Source organism: Hoyosella levis (assembly GCF_026008515.1).
Lineage (GTDB): Bacteria > Actinomycetota > Actinomycetes > Mycobacteriales > Mycobacteriaceae > Lolliginicoccus > Lolliginicoccus levis.
Window position 1 is genome coordinate 40172 of the sequence record NZ_BQYM01000001.1, and the last position, 16172, is coordinate 56343.

18 protein-coding genes are annotated in these 16172 nt (G+C 67.6%); 12 read left to right on the forward strand and 6 right to left on the reverse strand.

Translation table 11 applies throughout. The features are described from left to right. Positions 1-167 precede the first annotated feature (167 nt). Both QC765_RS00230 and QC765_RS00235 read left to right on the forward strand, forming a co-directional pair. On the forward strand, positions 168-653 hold the full coding sequence (locus QC765_RS00230; protein WP_278312408.1) for a DUF4112 domain-containing protein: 486 nt from the start codon (positions 168-170) through the stop codon (positions 651-653). 2 nt (positions 654-655) lie between these two features. Then, positions 656-1336, forward strand: a complete 681-nt coding sequence (locus QC765_RS00235) for a DUF998 domain-containing protein (RefSeq protein WP_278312409.1) — start codon at positions 656-658, stop codon at positions 1334-1336. Here QC765_RS00235 and QC765_RS00240 read toward each other — a convergent pair. Continuing rightward, the gene (locus QC765_RS00240) at positions 1326-2738 is read right to left on the reverse strand and encodes a WS/DGAT/MGAT family O-acyltransferase (RefSeq protein ID WP_278312410.1); all 1413 of its coding nucleotides are present in this window, start codon (positions 2736-2738) and stop codon (positions 1326-1328) included. The two genes, QC765_RS00235 and QC765_RS00240, sit on opposite strands and share 11 nt — an antisense overlap. A gap of 137 nt (positions 2739-2875) precedes the next feature. On the opposite strand from QC765_RS00240, the gene QC765_RS00245 reads away from it, so the two are divergent. Next, a complete protein-coding gene (locus tag QC765_RS00245; RefSeq protein WP_278312411.1) occupies positions 2876-3265 on the forward strand; it encodes a nuclear transport factor 2 family protein in 390 nt (129 codons plus the stop codon). An 89-nt stretch (positions 3266-3354) separates the two neighbouring features. Here the strand turns inward: QC765_RS00245 and QC765_RS00250 are convergent, their stop codons facing one another. Then, on the reverse strand, positions 3355-4518 hold the full coding sequence (locus QC765_RS00250; protein WP_278312412.1) for a fatty acid desaturase family protein: 1164 nt from the start codon (positions 4516-4518) through the stop codon (positions 3355-3357). A gap of 12 nt (positions 4519-4530) precedes the next feature. Continuing rightward, a complete protein-coding gene (locus QC765_RS00255; protein ID WP_278312413.1) occupies positions 4531-5622 on the reverse strand; it encodes a ferredoxin reductase in 1092 nt (363 codons plus the stop codon). A gap of 85 nt (positions 5623-5707) precedes the next feature. On the opposite strand from QC765_RS00255, the gene QC765_RS00260 reads away from it, so the two are divergent. The 7 genes from QC765_RS00260 to QC765_RS00290 all read left to right on the forward strand — a co-directional run bounded on the left by QC765_RS00260 (position 5708) and on the right by QC765_RS00290 (position 10661). Continuing rightward, positions 5708-6952 carry a PucR family transcriptional regulator gene (locus tag QC765_RS00260; protein ID WP_278312414.1) on the forward strand — a complete coding sequence of 415 codons (1245 nt, stop codon included), beginning with the start codon at positions 5708-5710 and terminating at the stop codon, positions 6950-6952. 153 nt (positions 6953-7105) lie between these two features. After that, positions 7106-7555 carry an SRPBCC family protein gene (locus tag QC765_RS00265; protein ID WP_278312415.1) on the forward strand — a complete coding sequence of 150 codons (450 nt, stop codon included), beginning with the start codon at positions 7106-7108 and terminating at the stop codon, positions 7553-7555. Then, entirely contained in the window at positions 7552-8394 is an 843-nt protein-coding gene (locus tag QC765_RS00270; RefSeq protein ID WP_278312416.1) for an alpha/beta fold hydrolase, read from the forward strand. The genes QC765_RS00265 and QC765_RS00270 overlap by 4 nt, the downstream gene beginning before the upstream one ends. 84 nt (positions 8395-8478) lie before the next feature. Continuing rightward, positions 8479-8685, forward strand: coding sequence for an RNA polymerase subunit sigma-70 (locus QC765_RS00275; protein WP_278312417.1), 207 nt, complete (start codon positions 8479-8481; stop codon positions 8683-8685). Between the two features lie 6 nt (positions 8686-8691). After that, the gene (locus tag QC765_RS00280) at positions 8692-9231 is read left to right on the forward strand and encodes a Clp protease N-terminal domain-containing protein (protein ID WP_278312418.1); all 540 of its coding nucleotides are present in this window, start codon (positions 8692-8694) and stop codon (positions 9229-9231) included. A gap of 41 nt (positions 9232-9272) precedes the next feature. Then, positions 9273-9977: a DNA alkylation repair protein gene (locus QC765_RS00285; RefSeq protein WP_278312419.1), complete on the forward strand. Its 705-nt coding sequence runs from the start codon at positions 9273-9275 to the stop codon at positions 9975-9977. A 54-nt stretch (positions 9978-10031) separates the two neighbouring features. Continuing rightward, on the forward strand, positions 10032-10661 hold the full coding sequence (locus QC765_RS00290) for a TetR/AcrR family transcriptional regulator (RefSeq protein ID WP_278312420.1): 630 nt from the start codon (positions 10032-10034) through the stop codon (positions 10659-10661). Positions 10662-10665: 4 nt separating this feature from the next. On the opposite strand, the gene QC765_RS00295 is transcribed toward QC765_RS00290, so the two are convergent. After that, a complete protein-coding gene (locus QC765_RS00295; RefSeq protein WP_278312421.1) occupies positions 10666-12561 on the reverse strand; it encodes an acyl-CoA dehydrogenase family protein in 1896 nt (631 codons plus the stop codon). A gap of 19 nt (positions 12562-12580) precedes the next feature. Next, positions 12581-13672 (reverse strand): oxygenase MpaB family protein, encoded by a 1092-nt coding sequence (locus tag QC765_RS00300; protein ID WP_278312422.1) that lies wholly within the window; start codon positions 13670-13672, stop codon positions 12581-12583. Between the two features lie 242 nt (positions 13673-13914). Between QC765_RS00300 and QC765_RS00305 the strand changes: the two genes are divergently transcribed. Both QC765_RS00305 and QC765_RS00310 read left to right on the forward strand, forming a co-directional pair. Further along, positions 13915-15378, forward strand: a complete 1464-nt coding sequence (locus QC765_RS00305) for a flavin-containing monooxygenase (protein WP_278312423.1) — start codon at positions 13915-13917, stop codon at positions 15376-15378. Between the two features lie 100 nt (positions 15379-15478). Then, positions 15479-15898, forward strand: a complete 420-nt coding sequence (locus tag QC765_RS00310; RefSeq protein ID WP_278312424.1) for a YciI family protein — start codon at positions 15479-15481, stop codon at positions 15896-15898. A 4-nt stretch (positions 15899-15902) separates the two neighbouring features. On the opposite strand, the gene QC765_RS00315 is transcribed toward QC765_RS00310, so the two are convergent. Further along, a complete protein-coding gene (locus tag QC765_RS00315; protein WP_278312425.1) occupies positions 15903-16130 on the reverse strand; it encodes an EF-hand domain-containing protein in 228 nt (75 codons plus the stop codon). Positions 16131-16172: the final 42 nt, after the last annotated feature.

Consider the following 16172-nt stretch of genomic DNA (forward strand, 5'->3'; position numbering starts at 1 on the left):
CGGGCGGGCATACCGGCAGAAGCCTATGAAACTCAACAAATTTGGGTGCTGGAGCCCGGATTCCGTTGATTCCCATAGGCGAATTCGTCGCAGCCTGCTTCCGGTAGGCCGGGCACCGGCCTGGTAGCGCCACGGGCCACCCCCCAACCATCTGGGATACTCGGCGCATGGCCCCAGAACACATGTCGACCGAGCTCGTTGACCAGCGGCGCGCCCAGATCCGTCGGTTCTCGAAGCTGATGGATTCGCGCTTCCGCATCCCTGGCACCAAGCAGACGTTTGGCATCGACCCGATCCTGGGGCTGCTCCCGGGCGCCGGCGACGCGGCCAGCTTGGTCATCAGCGCGGGCATCGTCATCCAGGCGGCCCGCTATGGGGCGCGCGGCTCGACACTCGTCCTGATGCTGCTGAATCTGGCGCTCGATGCGATCACGGGCACGGTCCCCATCCTCGGCACCATCTTCGATGTGGTCTACAAGGCGAACAATCGCAATGTCGCGCTGCTCGATCGGCACGTCACCGATCCGGACCTCACGCGCGCCCAGATCCGCCGCCGCGTGATCCTGTCGATCGCGGTGATCGTCATCTTCACGATCGTGCTGCTGCTGGCCATCGCCGCGATCACCGCCTGGCTCATCGCCTGGATCTTCTAGGCGTGCGCGCTGCTGCCGTGCCCGCCGCTGTTGTCCTTGCTGCCGCGGCTGCCTGGTACCTGGTGTGCGAGGCAGCCGCGGCGGTGGCGTTCCCCGGCTACAGCTACTCGCGCAACTACATCAGCGACCTGGGTGTCCCGGTGCCTGGGGTGTCTGGTGGCCGCACCATCGATTCACCGCTGGCCTGGGTGATGAATGCCGGCTTCATCGGCCATGGCGTGTTGTTCGTCCTCGGTGCATTCCTCCTGGCGCGCGCGGTGCCGACGGGGGCACGCCGCGGATTGTTCCTGGCGCTCGCGCTGGTGCATGGCGCCGGGATCATCCTCGTGGGAGCCTTCCCGGCCGAGCTCGATACCAGCAGCGGCGCGACGATGGGCTTCCATGTGGTGGGCGCCGTGATGGCGATCGTCGGCGGCAACCTGGCGTTGATCGCCGGCGGCGCGCTTGTGCTGCGCGGGGCGGTCCCCGTCCCGGTGCGCATGGCGAGCATCGGGCTCGGGATCACCGGCCTCGCATGCTTGGTGATGCTGGTGGCGAGCCAGCAAGCGGGTTCGGGGATCGTCCTGGGGGAAGGCGCGTGGGAGCGCGGCGCCGTGTATGCGGTGCAGGCATGGGAGCTGCTCGTGGCGGCAACGATCGCCACCCTGCATCGAACTGGAAGCGCGCGACGAGCTAGGGATTGACGAAGGTCTTCTCCAGCTCGTCGACGGCCTCCCCGCACGCGAGCGCGAGGCGTTGCAGCCGCGGCAAGGTATCGCGGCATCCCACGAACCCGAAGTTCAACGTATCGCCGTAGCTCTCGCAGGTGATGTTGAGCGGCCCACCGTGCATGAGGAAGGACACCGGGTACACCGAGGCGAGCCGGTTGCCCCGGAAGTAGAGGGGCTGCTTCGGGCCCGGCACGTTGGAGATGACGACGTTGAAGCTCGGCGGGACGACCTTGCTGAGTCCGAACTGCGCGAGGCCGGTCTGGATCAGCAGGGGCGAGCCGACGTAGGTCGTGTAGGCGATGATGGCGGCGCGGGTCATGTTCTCCATCTGCTGCTTCGCCGCGCTGGTCGAGGCGACGACAGCCTTGAGGCGATCCTCCGCGTTGGTCTCATCGGTGCCGAGCGAGGCGAGCATGCCGCCGACCATGTTCCCGCCGCCCGGATCATCCTTGGGACGGATGTTGACAGGGACGAACGCGATCAGTGGCTTGTCCGGGAGCGCATCGATGCCCTGCAAGTAGGTCCGCAGGCCTCCGCCGCACACGGCGAGCACGACGTCATTGAGCGTGCAGCCAGCCGCGGAAGCGATCTTGCGCAGCCGGGCGAAATCGTACTGCTGCGTGGCGAAGCGCCGGTCGCGGCCGATCCTGCCGTTGAGGATGCCGCGGGGCGCCTGCAGCACGGTAACGATGTGATCGTCCTTGCGGAACCGCGAGCGTGACAAGCGGCCCAGGCCCTTGCCGATATCGCGCACCGACATCATGTGTCCAGCGACGGCGCTGACGAACGAGCCCTGGTCGGCTGGGTCGTCCTCGGCCTTCTTGCTCGAGGCGGTCTTGAGCCGCTTTCGCGGGGGCGGGATCTGGAAGAAGAACGGCTCATCGGGCTCATCGGGGGACTTCGAGAACGAGCGCATCAGCATCTTCACCGCGGTGTAGCCATCCACGAGGGAGTGGTGGACCTTGGTGTAGAGCATCAGGTTTCCCGACTCATGCCCCTCGATGATGTAGCACTCCCAGGGCGGGCGGCGGAAGTCGAGTGGTCGGCTGTGCAGCCGGGAGACGAGCACGCCGAGCTCGCGCTCGCCGCCGGGGCTCGGCAGGGCGGAACGTCGCACGTGATACATCGCATCGAACTCGGTGTCCTCGACCCAGCGGTGCGCGGGGTTCTTGAGGAAGCGCGGCGTGGCGAGCTTGCGGTTCCACGGTGGTTCCACCGTGGTCATCTCCTGCAGCTCGTCACGGATCTGCCTGCTCATGTCGCCAGCAGAGCCGTTGGTGATCTCGATCTCGATCAGGCCACCAACATGCATCATCGAATCGGGAGATTCCATATAGAGGAACATCGCGTCGAGGGGGGACAGCCACTTCGCCATTGCACCAACTTACCCTCTCCGGCGGGAGTTCTCGGCCCGAAGCCGCAGCATGCGCGCGGAGTTTAGCGGCCCGGTGCTCGCATGGTCCTATTGTTGACGGTGTTCGGAGCGTCCCACGTCTTGCGAGGAGCCCACTGATGCACCCCTTTCGCGCCGCCGTCGAGGCCAATGATCTCTCCACGATCCCTGAGCTCTTCGCCGAGAACGTTGTCTTCCGGAGCCCCATCGCCCACCGGCCCTACGAGGGCCGTGACATGGTCGCCCTGATCCTCGGCGCCGTCACCCAGGTATTCGAGGGCCTCGAGTACGAGAAGGAGATCTCCGACGGCAGCGATCACGCGCTGATCTTCCGCGCCCGCGTCGGCGACCTTGAGCTGCAGGGGTGCGACTTCCTCCATACGAATGCTGACGGGCTCATCGATGAGTTCACGGTGATGCTGCGCCCGCTGAGGGCCACTACCGCCTTTGCCGAGAAGATGAGCGTGATGTTCGCTGCCGCCATGCAGGCACAGGAGCCGGGCGAGTGAAAGAACCCGCCACGAGCGGGGCTGTCGCAAAAAGGCCGTGCGCGGGCCGATCGAGCTGGCCCGCGCACGGTTGATTCGCAGGGGGAAAGCTATGCGGCCGCTGCGGCTGGGGTCCGGGAACCGAACTGGGCGCTGATGACCTTTGCCGGCGCGGACTTGACCTTGCTGCCGAAGTCGTTGGGCAGCGACAGCCGGATGACCTTCTTCCACGCGGAGGCGACCTGCTTGGGCAGGGGCCCGCTGACGTAGTTGAGGTTGTAGCGGTCGAACACCTCGCGCACCTGCGGGGCGATCTCCTGGTACCGGTTGGATGGCAGGTCCGGGAACAGGTGATGCTCGATCTGGAACGACAGGTTGCCGGTCATGAAGTGCGTGATCTTGCCGCCGGAGATGTTCGCGGAGCCGAGCATCTGGCGCAGGTACCACTCGCCGCGGGTCTCGCCGTCGATCGAGGCTTTTTCGTAGGTCTCCACGCCCTCGGGGAAGTGCCCGCACATGATCACCGAGTGGGTCCACCAGTTGCGCATCAGGTTCGCGACGACGTTCGCGGCAAAGGTGGTGGGGGCGGAGGGCCCGGAGAGCAGCGGGTGCACCAGGTAGTCCTTGGTGGCCTGCTTGCGGATCTTGGCGAGCACGCTCTTCTTCTTGCGGTCGAACTCCTCCTTGGGGATCCGGCCCTTCATGTACTTGCCGATCTCGAGGTCATAGGCAGCGATGCCGTACTCGAAGACGCACGCGTTGATGAAGTTCCACAACGGCTGCGCGAGGTAGAACGGCATCCACTTCTGATCCTCGTCCACGCGCATGATGCCGTAGCCGAGGTCGTTGTCCTTGCCGATGACGTTGGTGTAGGTGTGGTGCAGCTCGTTGTGGGAGTGCTTCCACATGTCCGACGGCGAGGCGTTGTCCCACTCCCAGGTGGTGGAGTGGATCTGGGGGTCGCGCATCCAGTCCCACTGGCCGTGCATAACGTTGTGCGCGATCTCCATGTTCTCGATGATCTTCGCGATGCCGAGGCCAGCAGTGCCGATCAGCCATGCCGGCGGGAACAGCGAGACGAGCAGCACGCCGCGGCTGCCGAGCTCGAGGTAGCGCTGCAGCTTGATCACCGAGCGGATGTACTCGGCGTCGCGCTCGCCACGGGTATCGAGGACCTGCTGGCGGATCGCGTCGAGCTCGATGCCGATGTTCTCGATGTCCTCGGCGGTGAGGTGGGCGATCGCGTTGTTGGGCTTCTTCTGGATCACGGTCATGTCAGCTAGTCCTTATACGTCGAGGGTGCAGGGGCCCGCCGCAGCGGACACGCAGGTCTGGATGAGGACGCCATCGCCCTCGGAAGCAGCGGTGATCGCGCCATTGCGCAGGTCACGGACAACACCGGTGCGCAGCGGGACGACGCAGCCGAAGCACACGCCCATCCGGCAGCCCGACGGCATGAGCACGCCCGCGCCCTCGCCGGCATCGAGCAGGGACTCGGCTCCATCGGCCTCGACGGTGGTACCGGCCCGGTCGTAGGTGACGGTGCCGCCATCCCCGGCGACGATCGGGGTGATGCGGAAGCGCTCGGTGTGCAGCTTGTCGGCGATGCCGAGATCGGTCCAGCGCTGCTCGATCCCATCGAGGAGCCCGGCCGGGCCGCACGCCCACGCCTCGCGGTCGGCGAGATCGGGAACTAGTGCGGTCAGCTCGTCGACGCTCAGGCGCCCGCTCGTAGTGGTGTAGCGCTCGATGAGCGAGATGCGGCCCTGGCGGTGCAGCGCGCGCAGCTCCGCGCCGAAGATGGCGTCCTCGGCGGTGGGCGCGGAATGCACCACGACCACGTCCTCCAGACGGTCGACCGCATTGCGCAGAATGCCCATCACCGGGGTGATGCCGCTGCCGGCGGTGACGAACAACGCCTTCGCGGGAAGCTCGGCGCCGAGCGTGAAATCACCGGCGGCATGGTCGAGGTGGATGATGGTGCCCGCGGTGGCGCGGTGCACGAGGTGATTGCTCACGGTGCCGCCCTCGATCGCCTTGACGGTGATGGAGATGCACTCATCAGCACGGTCGGAGCCGCAGGTGAGCGAGTAGGTGCGCCACTGCCGCACGCCATCGACGTCGATGCCGATGCGCGCGTACTGGCCCGGCGTGTGGGGCCGCCAGTCGCGGCCGGGCTTGATGACAACGGTCACTGCGTCAGTGGTCTCGCGGTGGATGGCAGTGATCCGTCCGCGCAGCGCCGACCCGGACCGCAGCGGCGCGACCAGATCGAGGTAGTCCGAGGGCAGCAACGGAGTGGTTGCCCTCTCGGCCAGCCTGATCAGCCGGTCACGGAGGGTGCCGGCTGCGAGTGATTTCGGAGCCCGTGTTGTCATGCCTCCACTCTCGCGCACCTCAGGTATAAACTCTTGTCCATGGGACGTGAACTCGATCTAGCTTTTTATGCGCTGAGTACAAATCATGCCGCGCAGCAGTGAAGGCCGCGATCCCGGACGCGTTACCGGGCTCGATCTCGACCCCCGCATAGTCGACGCTTTGCAGGCCAGCCTGCCCCGCTACGCAGAACTGACCGTCAGCGCCGTCACCGTCGAAGTGCCGTCCTACACGCGTGCCTTCCGCGGACGCATGGGCCGCAACATCGAGAACGCCGTCCGCATGGCCCTCGGTGCGCTCGTCCAGATCGCCGCCCGCCCCGCCGACTCCGACCAGAGCTCGCCCCTGCCCGCCGCCCTCGACGCAGCGTATGAGCTCGGCAGGGGAGAAGCCCGCAACGGCCGCTCCATGGACGCCCTCCTCGCCGCCTACCGCGTCGGAGCGCGGGTCTCCTGGCGCGCCATCGCCGCCACCGCCGTCGAGGGCGGCCTGCCGGCGTCCACGGTCGCCCGGTTCGCCGAGCTCGCGTTCGCCTTCATCGACGAGCTCTCCGCCGCGAGCAGCGCCGGGCACGCCGACGAGCGCGCCACCACCGGCCGCGTGCGCGAGCACTACCTCGACCAGCTCGGCCGCCAGCTCCTCGCGGGAAAGCCCCAGGACCTTCTGCTCGCCAGCGCCGAGCGCGCGAACTGGCAGCCCCCCACGACCCTCACTTCCGTATTGCTGCCCCTCGCGCAGTCCCGAGGCCTCGCTTCCCGCTTCGTGCAGTCCACCCTGCAGCTCACCGACGACCTCCCCGGCATCGAAGCGAGCGATGCGTTCGCCGTGCTGCTCGTCCCCGACATGGATGGCCGCAAGCGCGGCGACCTGCTCGCGCTGCTCCACGATCGGCCCGCCATCATTGGCCCCGCCCGGCCCTGGACCGACGTCGCGGCCTCCTACCAGCGCGCCCTGCGCACCCTCGCCCTCGTCCCGCCAAGCCCGCCGGGCCCCGTCGACACCGACGATCACCTCGTCGAGCTGATCCTCACCGCCGACCCCGACGCCACCGCCGACCTGCGCCGCCGAGCGCTCGCCCCCCTCGATGACCTGCGCGGCACCACCGCCGACCGGCTCGGCGAGACACTCCGGGCCTGGCTGCTGCGCCAGGGCCAGCGCGACACCGTCGCCGCCGACCTTTTCGTCCACCCCCAGACCGTGCGCTACCGCATGAACCAGCTCCGCGAGATCTACGGCGATGCGCTCGCCGACCCCCGCGTTGTGCTCGAGCTCATCCTGGCGCTCTCGGCTCCTGGTGGGGGCGGTACTTCCGGCGTGCCGGGGGCGGGGTGACGGTTCACCCGCCCGGAGTGGAAACTTTTCCTCGGTGGAGCGGGAAAAGTTTCCACTGGCGAGCGACCGGCGCGGCACTGGCTGGGGTCGAGCCCCCGCCTCGAGCCCCCGAACCACCGTGCCGCGCGAACCGCGAGCTGATTGAATCGAGCCATGACCGATGAAACGCAGGTAGTGCACGCAAGCCGGATCATCAATGCGCCCGCGGCGCGGATCTTTGAGCTGATCGCGGATCCCGCGCAGCAGCCGAGCTGGGATGGCAACGATAATCTCGCGGAGGCGCCCGCGGGGCAGCGGGTGCGGGCGGCCGGCGACGTCTTCACGATGACCACGAAGAAGGGCAATACGCGGGAGAACCATGTCGTCGAGTTCACCGAGGGGCGCCTCATCGCATGGACGCCCGCCGATGTGGGCAAGCCCCCGTTCGGGCACCTGTGGCGGTGGGAGGTGGAGCCGCTGGGCGACAACGAGTCCCGCGTCACCCATACCTATGACTGGTCGCGGCTCACTGATGAGTCCCGGTTCCCCCGTGCCCGCTCCACGTCGAGCGCCAACCTCGCGGCGTCGCTCGATCGCCTTGCCGGTATAGCCGAGACCATATGACCGCTCCCGAGTGGTTCCGCCGCGCTCTCGAGGAACCTGTCGAGACGGGCACGGTGCGCGTCGACGGCGTGGATATCGCCTACCGGGCCTGGGGGAGGGCCGATGATCCGGTGGTGGCGCTGGTGCATGGCGCGGCGGCGAACGCGCACTGGTGGGATCACATCGGACCATCGCTCGCGCAGGACCGCCGCGTCATCGCGCTGAGCCTGTCCGGCCATGGCGATAGCGGTCGGCGCCCGAGCTACAGCTACGCGGCGTGGGCGCGGGAGGTCGCTGCGCTTCTTGATGGTTGCGACCGGCCCATTGTCGTTGCGCACAGCATGGGCGGACGGGTCGCCTATCACCTGGCGGGGACGGGTCATGGCCTCGGTGGGATCGCGTTCGTCGATACCGGCTTCGCGGGAATGCCCAGTGCCGCTGCGCGCGCCGCGTTCGCGGACCTTGGCGCGCGGCCAAACCGGGTCTACCGCACCAGGGAGGACGCTGTGGCAGCGTTCCGCCCGTTCGGCTCGGCCGAACCGATCGCGGACTACTTGCAACGCCATATCGGCGAGAACTCGGTACAGCGGGTAGAGGAGGGCTGGTCGTGGCGGTTCGATCCGGCGATCTTCCAGGCCTTGACATCGCCGCACACAGTGAGCGGACCGGTCACCGTTCCGGCGGCGTTGCTGCGAGCGGGACGGGACTCGGTGGTCACCGAGCTGGTCCTCGAGACGACGCGGCAGTTGCTTCCGGGGGATGCCGTGTACGGATCGATCAACGAATCCGGTCATCATGTGATGCTCGATGCGCCGCTGGAGCTCGTCGCCTGGCTGCGCGAGGTGCTGGGCGCTTGGTGATCCCGGGCTGGGCCGGATGACAGCGCCGAAGGCACAGTGTCAACATGGGTTGACAAACTATCGCTGTCAACCTAGATTGACATTGTGAGTACGCCCCGTTCCCTGCCAGGATCAGCGGCCTCCGACGACCCCGCGGTCGGCCTCCAGGCCGTCGTCGCGCTGCGCAAGCTCGCCGACCAGCTCGAGGCAGTCCATGTCGCGAACGCGCGCCAGCACGGCTGGACCTGGCAGGCAATCGCCACGCACCTCGACATCAGCAGACAAGCTGTCCACAAGAAGTACGGGAAGTAGGCCACCATGTTCGAGCGATTCGCCCGCACCGCCCGCGCCGGGGTAGTGCTCGCGCAGGAGGAGGCCCGCGACGCGGGATCCGCCACGATCACCCCCACGCACCTGCTCATCGGGATACTCGGCACGCTCGACAGCGCTGAGCGCGATGCGCTCGCCAGCACCGGGCTCACTGCCGAGGGCATCCGCGCATCCGCCACCGATATCGTCCTCGGCGAGGCCGACGCGACCGCGCTGCAGAGCATCGGCATCAATCTCAATGAGGTCGCCGGCGCGATCGAGCGAAGGTTCGGCTTCGATATCCGCCGACCCATCCGCAAGCGGTTCCGGACCGGGCACATACCGTTCGCATCGGGCACCAAGCAGGCCCTCCGGCTCAGCCTCAGCGAGGCCATCGCGCGCAAGGAACGCACCATCGAGCCGGAGCACGTACTCCTCGGGTTGCTCCAAGCCGCTGATCCCGACGCCGTCGCTGCCATCGGGGCCGTGGCCGAGCCAGGCGCTGTGCGCGCGCGGTTGCACGAGCTGCTCGATCGCCCCGCTGCCTGACCTGCTGCGGAACCGCGGTCGCCCCTGCTTGAATTGCACCCATGACCGCGCCGGACGTGATCGCCAGCCTCGAGGCGCATCGGTCGGAGGCCGAGCTCGCCACCATCCGCAAGCGCCTCGCCCCCGCCGAGCCCGCGATCGGCCTGCGCATGGGTGACCTGTTCGCCATCGCCAAGGAGCACGCGGGCCTCCCGCTCGGGGAGGTGCAGCAATTGCTCGATCATCCCGCGTACGAGCCGCGCTTGGCCGGGTTCTGCATCCTCGACTTCAAGGCTCGCCGCAAGCTCGACGGCCCGCAGCGCGAGGTGCTCTACCGCTGCTACCTCGACAATCACCACCGCATCACCACCTGGGACATGGTGGACCGGGCAGCTCCCCGCGTGATCGGCGGCTTTCTCGCCGGAGGCTCGCTCGAGCCATTGCGCCAGCTCGCGGTCTCGCCCGAGCCGCTGCGCCGCCGCACCGCGATCACCGCGCCCTTGTTCTTCGTGCGCTCCGGCTCCGACGAGGATCTCGCTGGATCGCTGCGCATTGCCGCGATGCTGGCCCAGGACCCGGAGCCCGTCGTGCACAACGCTGTCGGGATCTTCCTCAAGCACGCCATGGGCCGGGTGCCCGCCGGCGTGCGCGCCCTGCTCGAGGAACATGCCGCGTCGATGCCCCGTCCCGGACTGCGCCTCGCCGTCGAGAAGCTCGATCCCGCTGAGCGCGAGCATTCTCTCGACGCCCACCGCCGTCCCCGCTAGCGCTCGCGGCGCATAGGATCAGGCGGGAAGAAGCCGTCCGACCGAGGAGCTGCCGTGCCTGCCCCACCGAGCCCGCGTGCCCGCGCCGCTCATCTCGGGCCGGATCGGCGGCGCCCGCAGATCCTCGACGCTGCCCTCGCCATCGCGGTCTCCGACGGGGTGAGCGCAGTGACGATCAGGGCTGTGGCGGACCGCCTCGATGTGACCCGGCCCGTGGTGTACTCGTGCTTCGAAGACCGGGTGCAGCTGATCGACGCGCTGCTTGATCGGGAGTCGCAGGTGCTGCTCGCTTCGACCCTCGACGCGCTCGCAGCTTCCGGACGGGCGGCGCAGGACCCGGAGGATGCGTTCGTGCGGGGCTACCAGGCGTTGTTGCGCGCGGGCGCCGCGCATGCTGATTCGTGGCGACTGACGTTCTCCCGCGCGCGGGAGCCGGAGGTTGCGGATCGCTTCGCTGCGGCGCGCGCCGAGGTGGCAGCGGCGGCCCGCGCCCAGCTCGCCCCGATGCTTCGGGCGCGGGCCACCCCGGACCTCGAGCGCAAGCTCCCCGTTCTCGTTGAGCTCTTCATCTCGTCCTGCGAGGCGGCGATGCGGTCCCTGCTTGATAAGCCCGCCACATGGTCTCCCGATGAGCTCGGGGAGCTGTATGGGCATGCGATGTGGCGGGCCTTCAGCAAGGTCTGATCCGCTAGGGGTTCATCTCGTAGGCCCCGGCGAGCGCACGCACATCCGCGACAACACGGTCGAGCCGATCGCTGTCACCCACCGGCTGGCGCAGCAGGTCGAGCGCCCGCTTGCGCTGCGCGGGAGTGGCGGTGGCCTTGCAGTGCAGCGTCGTCGCGTGACGGGACATGTCGGTGACGAGGACCTCGAACAGCTGATCGAGCACGTCGGCACGGGTGCCCTCGATGCCGGCCTGCTCGAGGATCAGCTGCGCGTAGGGCAGCAGGGTGAACATCTCCCCGATGCAAAAGAGGAAATCGACATCCTTCTGCTGCTCATCGGTGGGGGCCGCGGCGGCGAGCAACGATTGCAGCGCGTCGGCCTGCTGGAGGAACACCGCCACGTTGGGGATCGTGGCATGCTCGCGGAGGATCGGCCGCCAGTCGGCGAATCGCACCTTGCCCAGGCCCCTGCTCGGGCCCTGGTTGAACAAGAACACATCGTCGGAGGAATCGCGACGGACGGGCACCTCGGGCAGCGGGGTGGCCTGCCCGGGCAGGGTTGCGGCCGCGATGCTGCTCACCCCGCGCGCGCCCTTGGAGAGGGCAGCCATCGCGGGGCGCGGCGCACGACCGATAGGCAGCTTACTCAGCGCTGCCTGGCCGGCATCGGTGGGCCGGAACATGTAGTTCTGCAGGAACTTCAGCGACAGCGCCATGTTCACGTGGACGGTGCCCTCGAGCCGTGGCAGGCCCGTCACCCCGAGCAGTGCCATGTTGAAGTACATGTCGTTCTCGAACGCGCGCGCGGCGATGGTGTCCGACAGCAGGGTGACGATCTTCTCGCCCTCCCGGGTGACGTTCATCTTCTCGATCGCGTTGAACAGCAGGTAGCGCCGATCGTCGGGCGAGGCGGAGCGCATGTAGTCGATGGCGCGCTCGCTGTAGAGCTTCATGCCCACGAGGCGGGCATAGGCCTCGGCGGTCATGCGCCGGATCTGGGGGAACTCGGTGACGCGCTGGCCGAACAGGATGCGGTTCTCCGCGTGGCCGATGGCCTCGTGCATGGCGTGCTCGCAGGCGCCCACCGCGCCGAAGCCGAGGTTGAACTTGCCAATGTTGACGGTATTGATCGCGGCGTGGAAGGCGGACTTGCCCTCGTGGAGGATGTCCTCCTGCTGGACTGGATAGTCCTGGAGGTCGAACGCTGCGACGTACATCTGCGCGTCGACGACGTTCTTTCGCAGCTTGTAGGCCTTGTGCTGGCTGTCGGCGGCGAAGAACATGTAGCCCTCGAAATCCTCCTCGGGCCGGTATCGCTCGATGTCGGCGCTATCGATGATGGGCTTGTCGGACCGGCGCCCGAACACCGACACCATGCCGGCGAGGTTGCCGTTGCCGATGTAGTACTTGCTTCCAGTGGCGCGGTAGCCACCCTTGGCGTCGGGGTCGAGCACCATGTCGGTGGAGTAGACGTCCGCGCCGTGGTCCTGCTCGGACAGCCCGAACGCGAATATCTCGCCGGACTCGAGCAGTTGCGCGGCCTTGCGCCGCGCGTCAGGGTTGCTCGATTGCCAGATCGGTCCGAGCCCGAGGATGGTGACCTGCCAGACATACCAGTACTGCATCCCGTAGAAACCGAGGATCTCGCTGTACTTGGCATTGCGCGCGGTGTCCCACCGCTTGCCGGGATCACCACCGGCCTCGCTGGCTGGGGTGAGGAAGGTAGCGAAGATCCGTTCGCGCTTGACGAGGTCGAGGAAATCCGAGTACCAGACGCGGTCGCGGTCCTGCTGCTTGAGCCAGGCCTTGCCATGGGACTCGAAGAAGTCGATGGTGATCTCGAACAGGCGGCGCGTGGTGGCGTCGAACGCGGCGAAGCCTGGCTCGCGCGGGTTGAACAGAGCCGTGGAGGGGGTCATGGTTGCCTTTCGTAGCAGTTCAGGCGAGGTTGCCGAGGTAGGCCTGGGACTCGATGAGGCCCTCATCGCTGGGCGGCTTGCCCTCGCCGAAGACTCGCTGCCATTGCTTGGCGCGCAGATCGCGGTGCGCGTCAGCAGGACGGGCATAGCCGAAGCGCTCACGGGCCCGCGCCGGAGTCAGGACCTCGGGGGATAGCGGAGCGACGCCCAGGATCTGGGGCGCAGCGACCGGGACCACGGAGGGCGCGATGGTCGCGGCGACCGCGAGCTTGAGGCGCGGGCTGCGCTCGACGATCGCGAAACCGGCTTTCAGGAGGGGGCGGACCGCGAGGTCGACGACGGCAGGCTGATCGAACCCGCTGAGCGTGCGCATCCAGCGCGGCATGGTGGCAATGGTGCCCGCGCGCAGGACAACGGAGAGCAGGTGCACCGCGGGCCGCAGGATCAGCGGAGTGCCGGGCAAAGCGACCTTGGCGGTGAGCAGGTGGTCCATCATGCGGCGCGCGGCCTCGCTGATGGCGAGATGGGGGCGCATGCGCTCGAAGTAGGCGCGAGCCTCCTCGCTGGAGCGCGGCACGTCCGCGGAATCGCAGGTCTGGAGCTCGGCGGCGACGGCGCACTCGGCCCAGAACTGGCGGTCCTCCTCGTCGGTCAGGCGGCCGCCGCCGTAGGTCTCGTACATCTTGAGCACCGAGTGCCAGCCGGTGATGAGGATCCACAGCTGGGAGGCGGGGTCGTTGGCGTCATAGGGGTTGCCGCTGAGCGGCTCGATGCCGATCGCCTTCGCGTGCACCTTGACGAGCACATCGGCTGCCTTGAGCACGGTTTCGCTATCAGCGAGCGCGACGGTGGCGAAGTAGCGCACGGTGCGGTCGTAGCGGGTTCGCGGGCGGGAGTAATTGGCTCCCGTGGCGTCGACAGCGGCGATCAGGGCAGGGTCGAGCTCCTCGACCACGACCGCGCGCTGCAGCGCGAGGATGGGCGTGGTGGAGTGCCCCCAGACCTTCCACGTGACGGATCGGGGGCCGAAGAAGCCGTAGTCGGCCATCGGCTGCACCGCAGGCCGGGCCTTTTTCCGGTCGCCGATCCAAGGAATCCTTGTAGACACCATGAGCTGCTCCTTTGCAGGGGATGGTCGCCGCGTGGCAGGCGCTGCGCCACCGGGGCTGGCGGCAGACCGCACACTTTCTACACATGCGTAGGAATAATCTACACGCATGAATATTCCATTGTCCATGCGAGGCCACGGCGCACCGGCGCAGGGGAGCAGGCCGGCAGCCGAGCGCGTCGCCCTCCCGGCTGCACTACTGTGAAGCAAGACACATCGCGAACCCAGATCGGAGAACGCCACCCATGAAAGCCCCATCCATCGCGATCATCGGAGCCGGGCTCGGTGGCATCGCCGCGGCCATCGAGCTGAAGAAGGCTGGCCACGACGACATCACCATCCTCGAGAAGGCCAGCGATGTCGGGGGAGTGTGGCGGGACAATACCTACCCCGGCGCGGCGTGCGACGTGCCGTCGCCGTTCTACTCCTACTCCTACGAGCCGAACCCGCGCTGGCCCCGGCGGTTCTCGCAGCAACCCGCCATCCTCGACTACATCAGCGACGTCGCCGACAACTACGACGTGCGACGCCACATCCGCTTCGGCGTGGAGGTCACCGCCGCGAGCTTCGACGAGGCGGCCGGCCACTGGGTCCTGGACCTCAGCACTGGCGACACCCTCACCACTGATGTGCTCGTGCACGCCGTCGGGCAGCTCTCCCGGCCGTCGACACCGCCCATCCCCGGTCGCGACAGCTTCGCGGGGGAGTCCTTCCACTCCGCGCGCTGGGACCACGACATTGACCTCGACGGCAAGCGCATCGCCGTCATTGGCACCGGTGCGAGCGCCATCCAGTTCGTGCCCGAGATCCAGCCCCGGGTCGCGCACCTCGACGTCTTCCAGCGCTCCGCCCCCTACCTGCTGCCGCGCCCCGACCGCGCGTTCACCGAGCTGCACCACAAGGTCTTCAAGCTGCTGCCCGCCACCCAGCTCGCCGAGCGCGGCACCTGGTACGGCCTCGTCGAGGCGCTCAGCGTCGCCTGGGTGTACTCCAAGCCGCTCGCCGCGCTGGTCCGCCGAATCTCCCGCGGCCACATGAAGCGCCAGGCGAAGGCCAAGCCCGGCCTGTTCGAGAAGGTCTGGCCCGATTACCCCATCGGTTGCAAGCGCGTCCTGTTCTCCAGCGACTACATCCCCGCCCTCGCCCAGCCCAACACCGAGCTCGTCACCGCTGGTGTCCGCGAGATCACACCCACGGGCATTGTCACGTCCGACGGCACCGAGCACCCCGCCGACGTCATCATCTGGGGCACCGGCTTCAAGGCCACCGAGTTCCTCGCACCGATGAAGATCACCGGGCTCGGCGGGCGCGACCTGCACGAGCAGTGGGCCGATGGTGCCAGCGCCTACTACGGCATGACGGTCACGGGATTTCCCAACATGCTCATCATGTACGGGCCCAACACCAATACCGGCGGTGGATCGATTATTTACTTCCTCGAGGTCCAGGCCGCCTACCTGCGTGACTTCGTCAACGCCATCGCCGAGCGCGGCGCGCCCCTGACCGTCAAGGCCATCGTCGAGCGTGCCTACGACCAGCGCATCCAGGACAAGCTCGCCGGAAGCGTCTGGAGCCAGTGCGAGTCCTGGTACCGCACCGCCTCGGGCCGGGTCACCACCAACTGGCCGCTGCTGGGCATCGAGTACAAGCGCGAGGCCAAGTTCGACCCCGCCGATTACCAGGCGATCCCGGCCAAGCGGGACGCGTGAGAGAAAATTTGCGCGGCCGTGTCGATCCGGGGCACGCCCGCTCGACCTAGGGATGCAGCCCGGCGCACCGGCCCGGGCCCTCCAGCAAAGGAACACCCCCATGAAGTACATGCTGATCATGCGCACCACCGACGAGGCAGCCCAGTCGATGGCCGATTTTGATTTCGCCGAGATGCTCGAGACCGTCGGGAAGTTCAATGACGAGCTGATCCGTGCCGGGGTCCTCGTCGCGGCGGAAGGCCTCGACGACGCCGCGGACAGCGTCATCGTGGACTACTCCAGCGAGCCCCCGGTGGTCACCGACGGTCCCTACGGCGAGACCAAGGAGCTATTCAACGGCTTCTACATCCTCAACGTCTCGTCCAAGCAGGAAGCGGTCGAGTGGGCCACGCGGATGCCCTCGTTCGGCGCAGGCTTCAAGACCGAGATCCGGCGAGTGCCCACCATCGACGAGTTCCCCCAGGACAACGAATGGATCCAGCGCGAGCTTGCCTGGCGCGAGGCCACCGGCCAGCTCTGACGGGCTAGAGGTTCTCCCACCATTCGGCGAACTCGGCGAAATCGATCGCGCCATTGCTGTCGCTGTCGATCTCGCCGAACCCGATGGAGACCTGCTCCTCCGGCATCCCGGGATCAAGGTTCGCGACGAGCTGCGCGAACTCGCCCCTGTCGATCTGGCCGTTGTCGTCCTTGTCGAACTGGTCGAAGGCTTCGCGCAGCTCGCTGGTCGTTCCATCCTCGTTGCTCGCCATGCGAGCGACACTAGCAGCGCACGAGCCTGCTCCTGGTGGAAT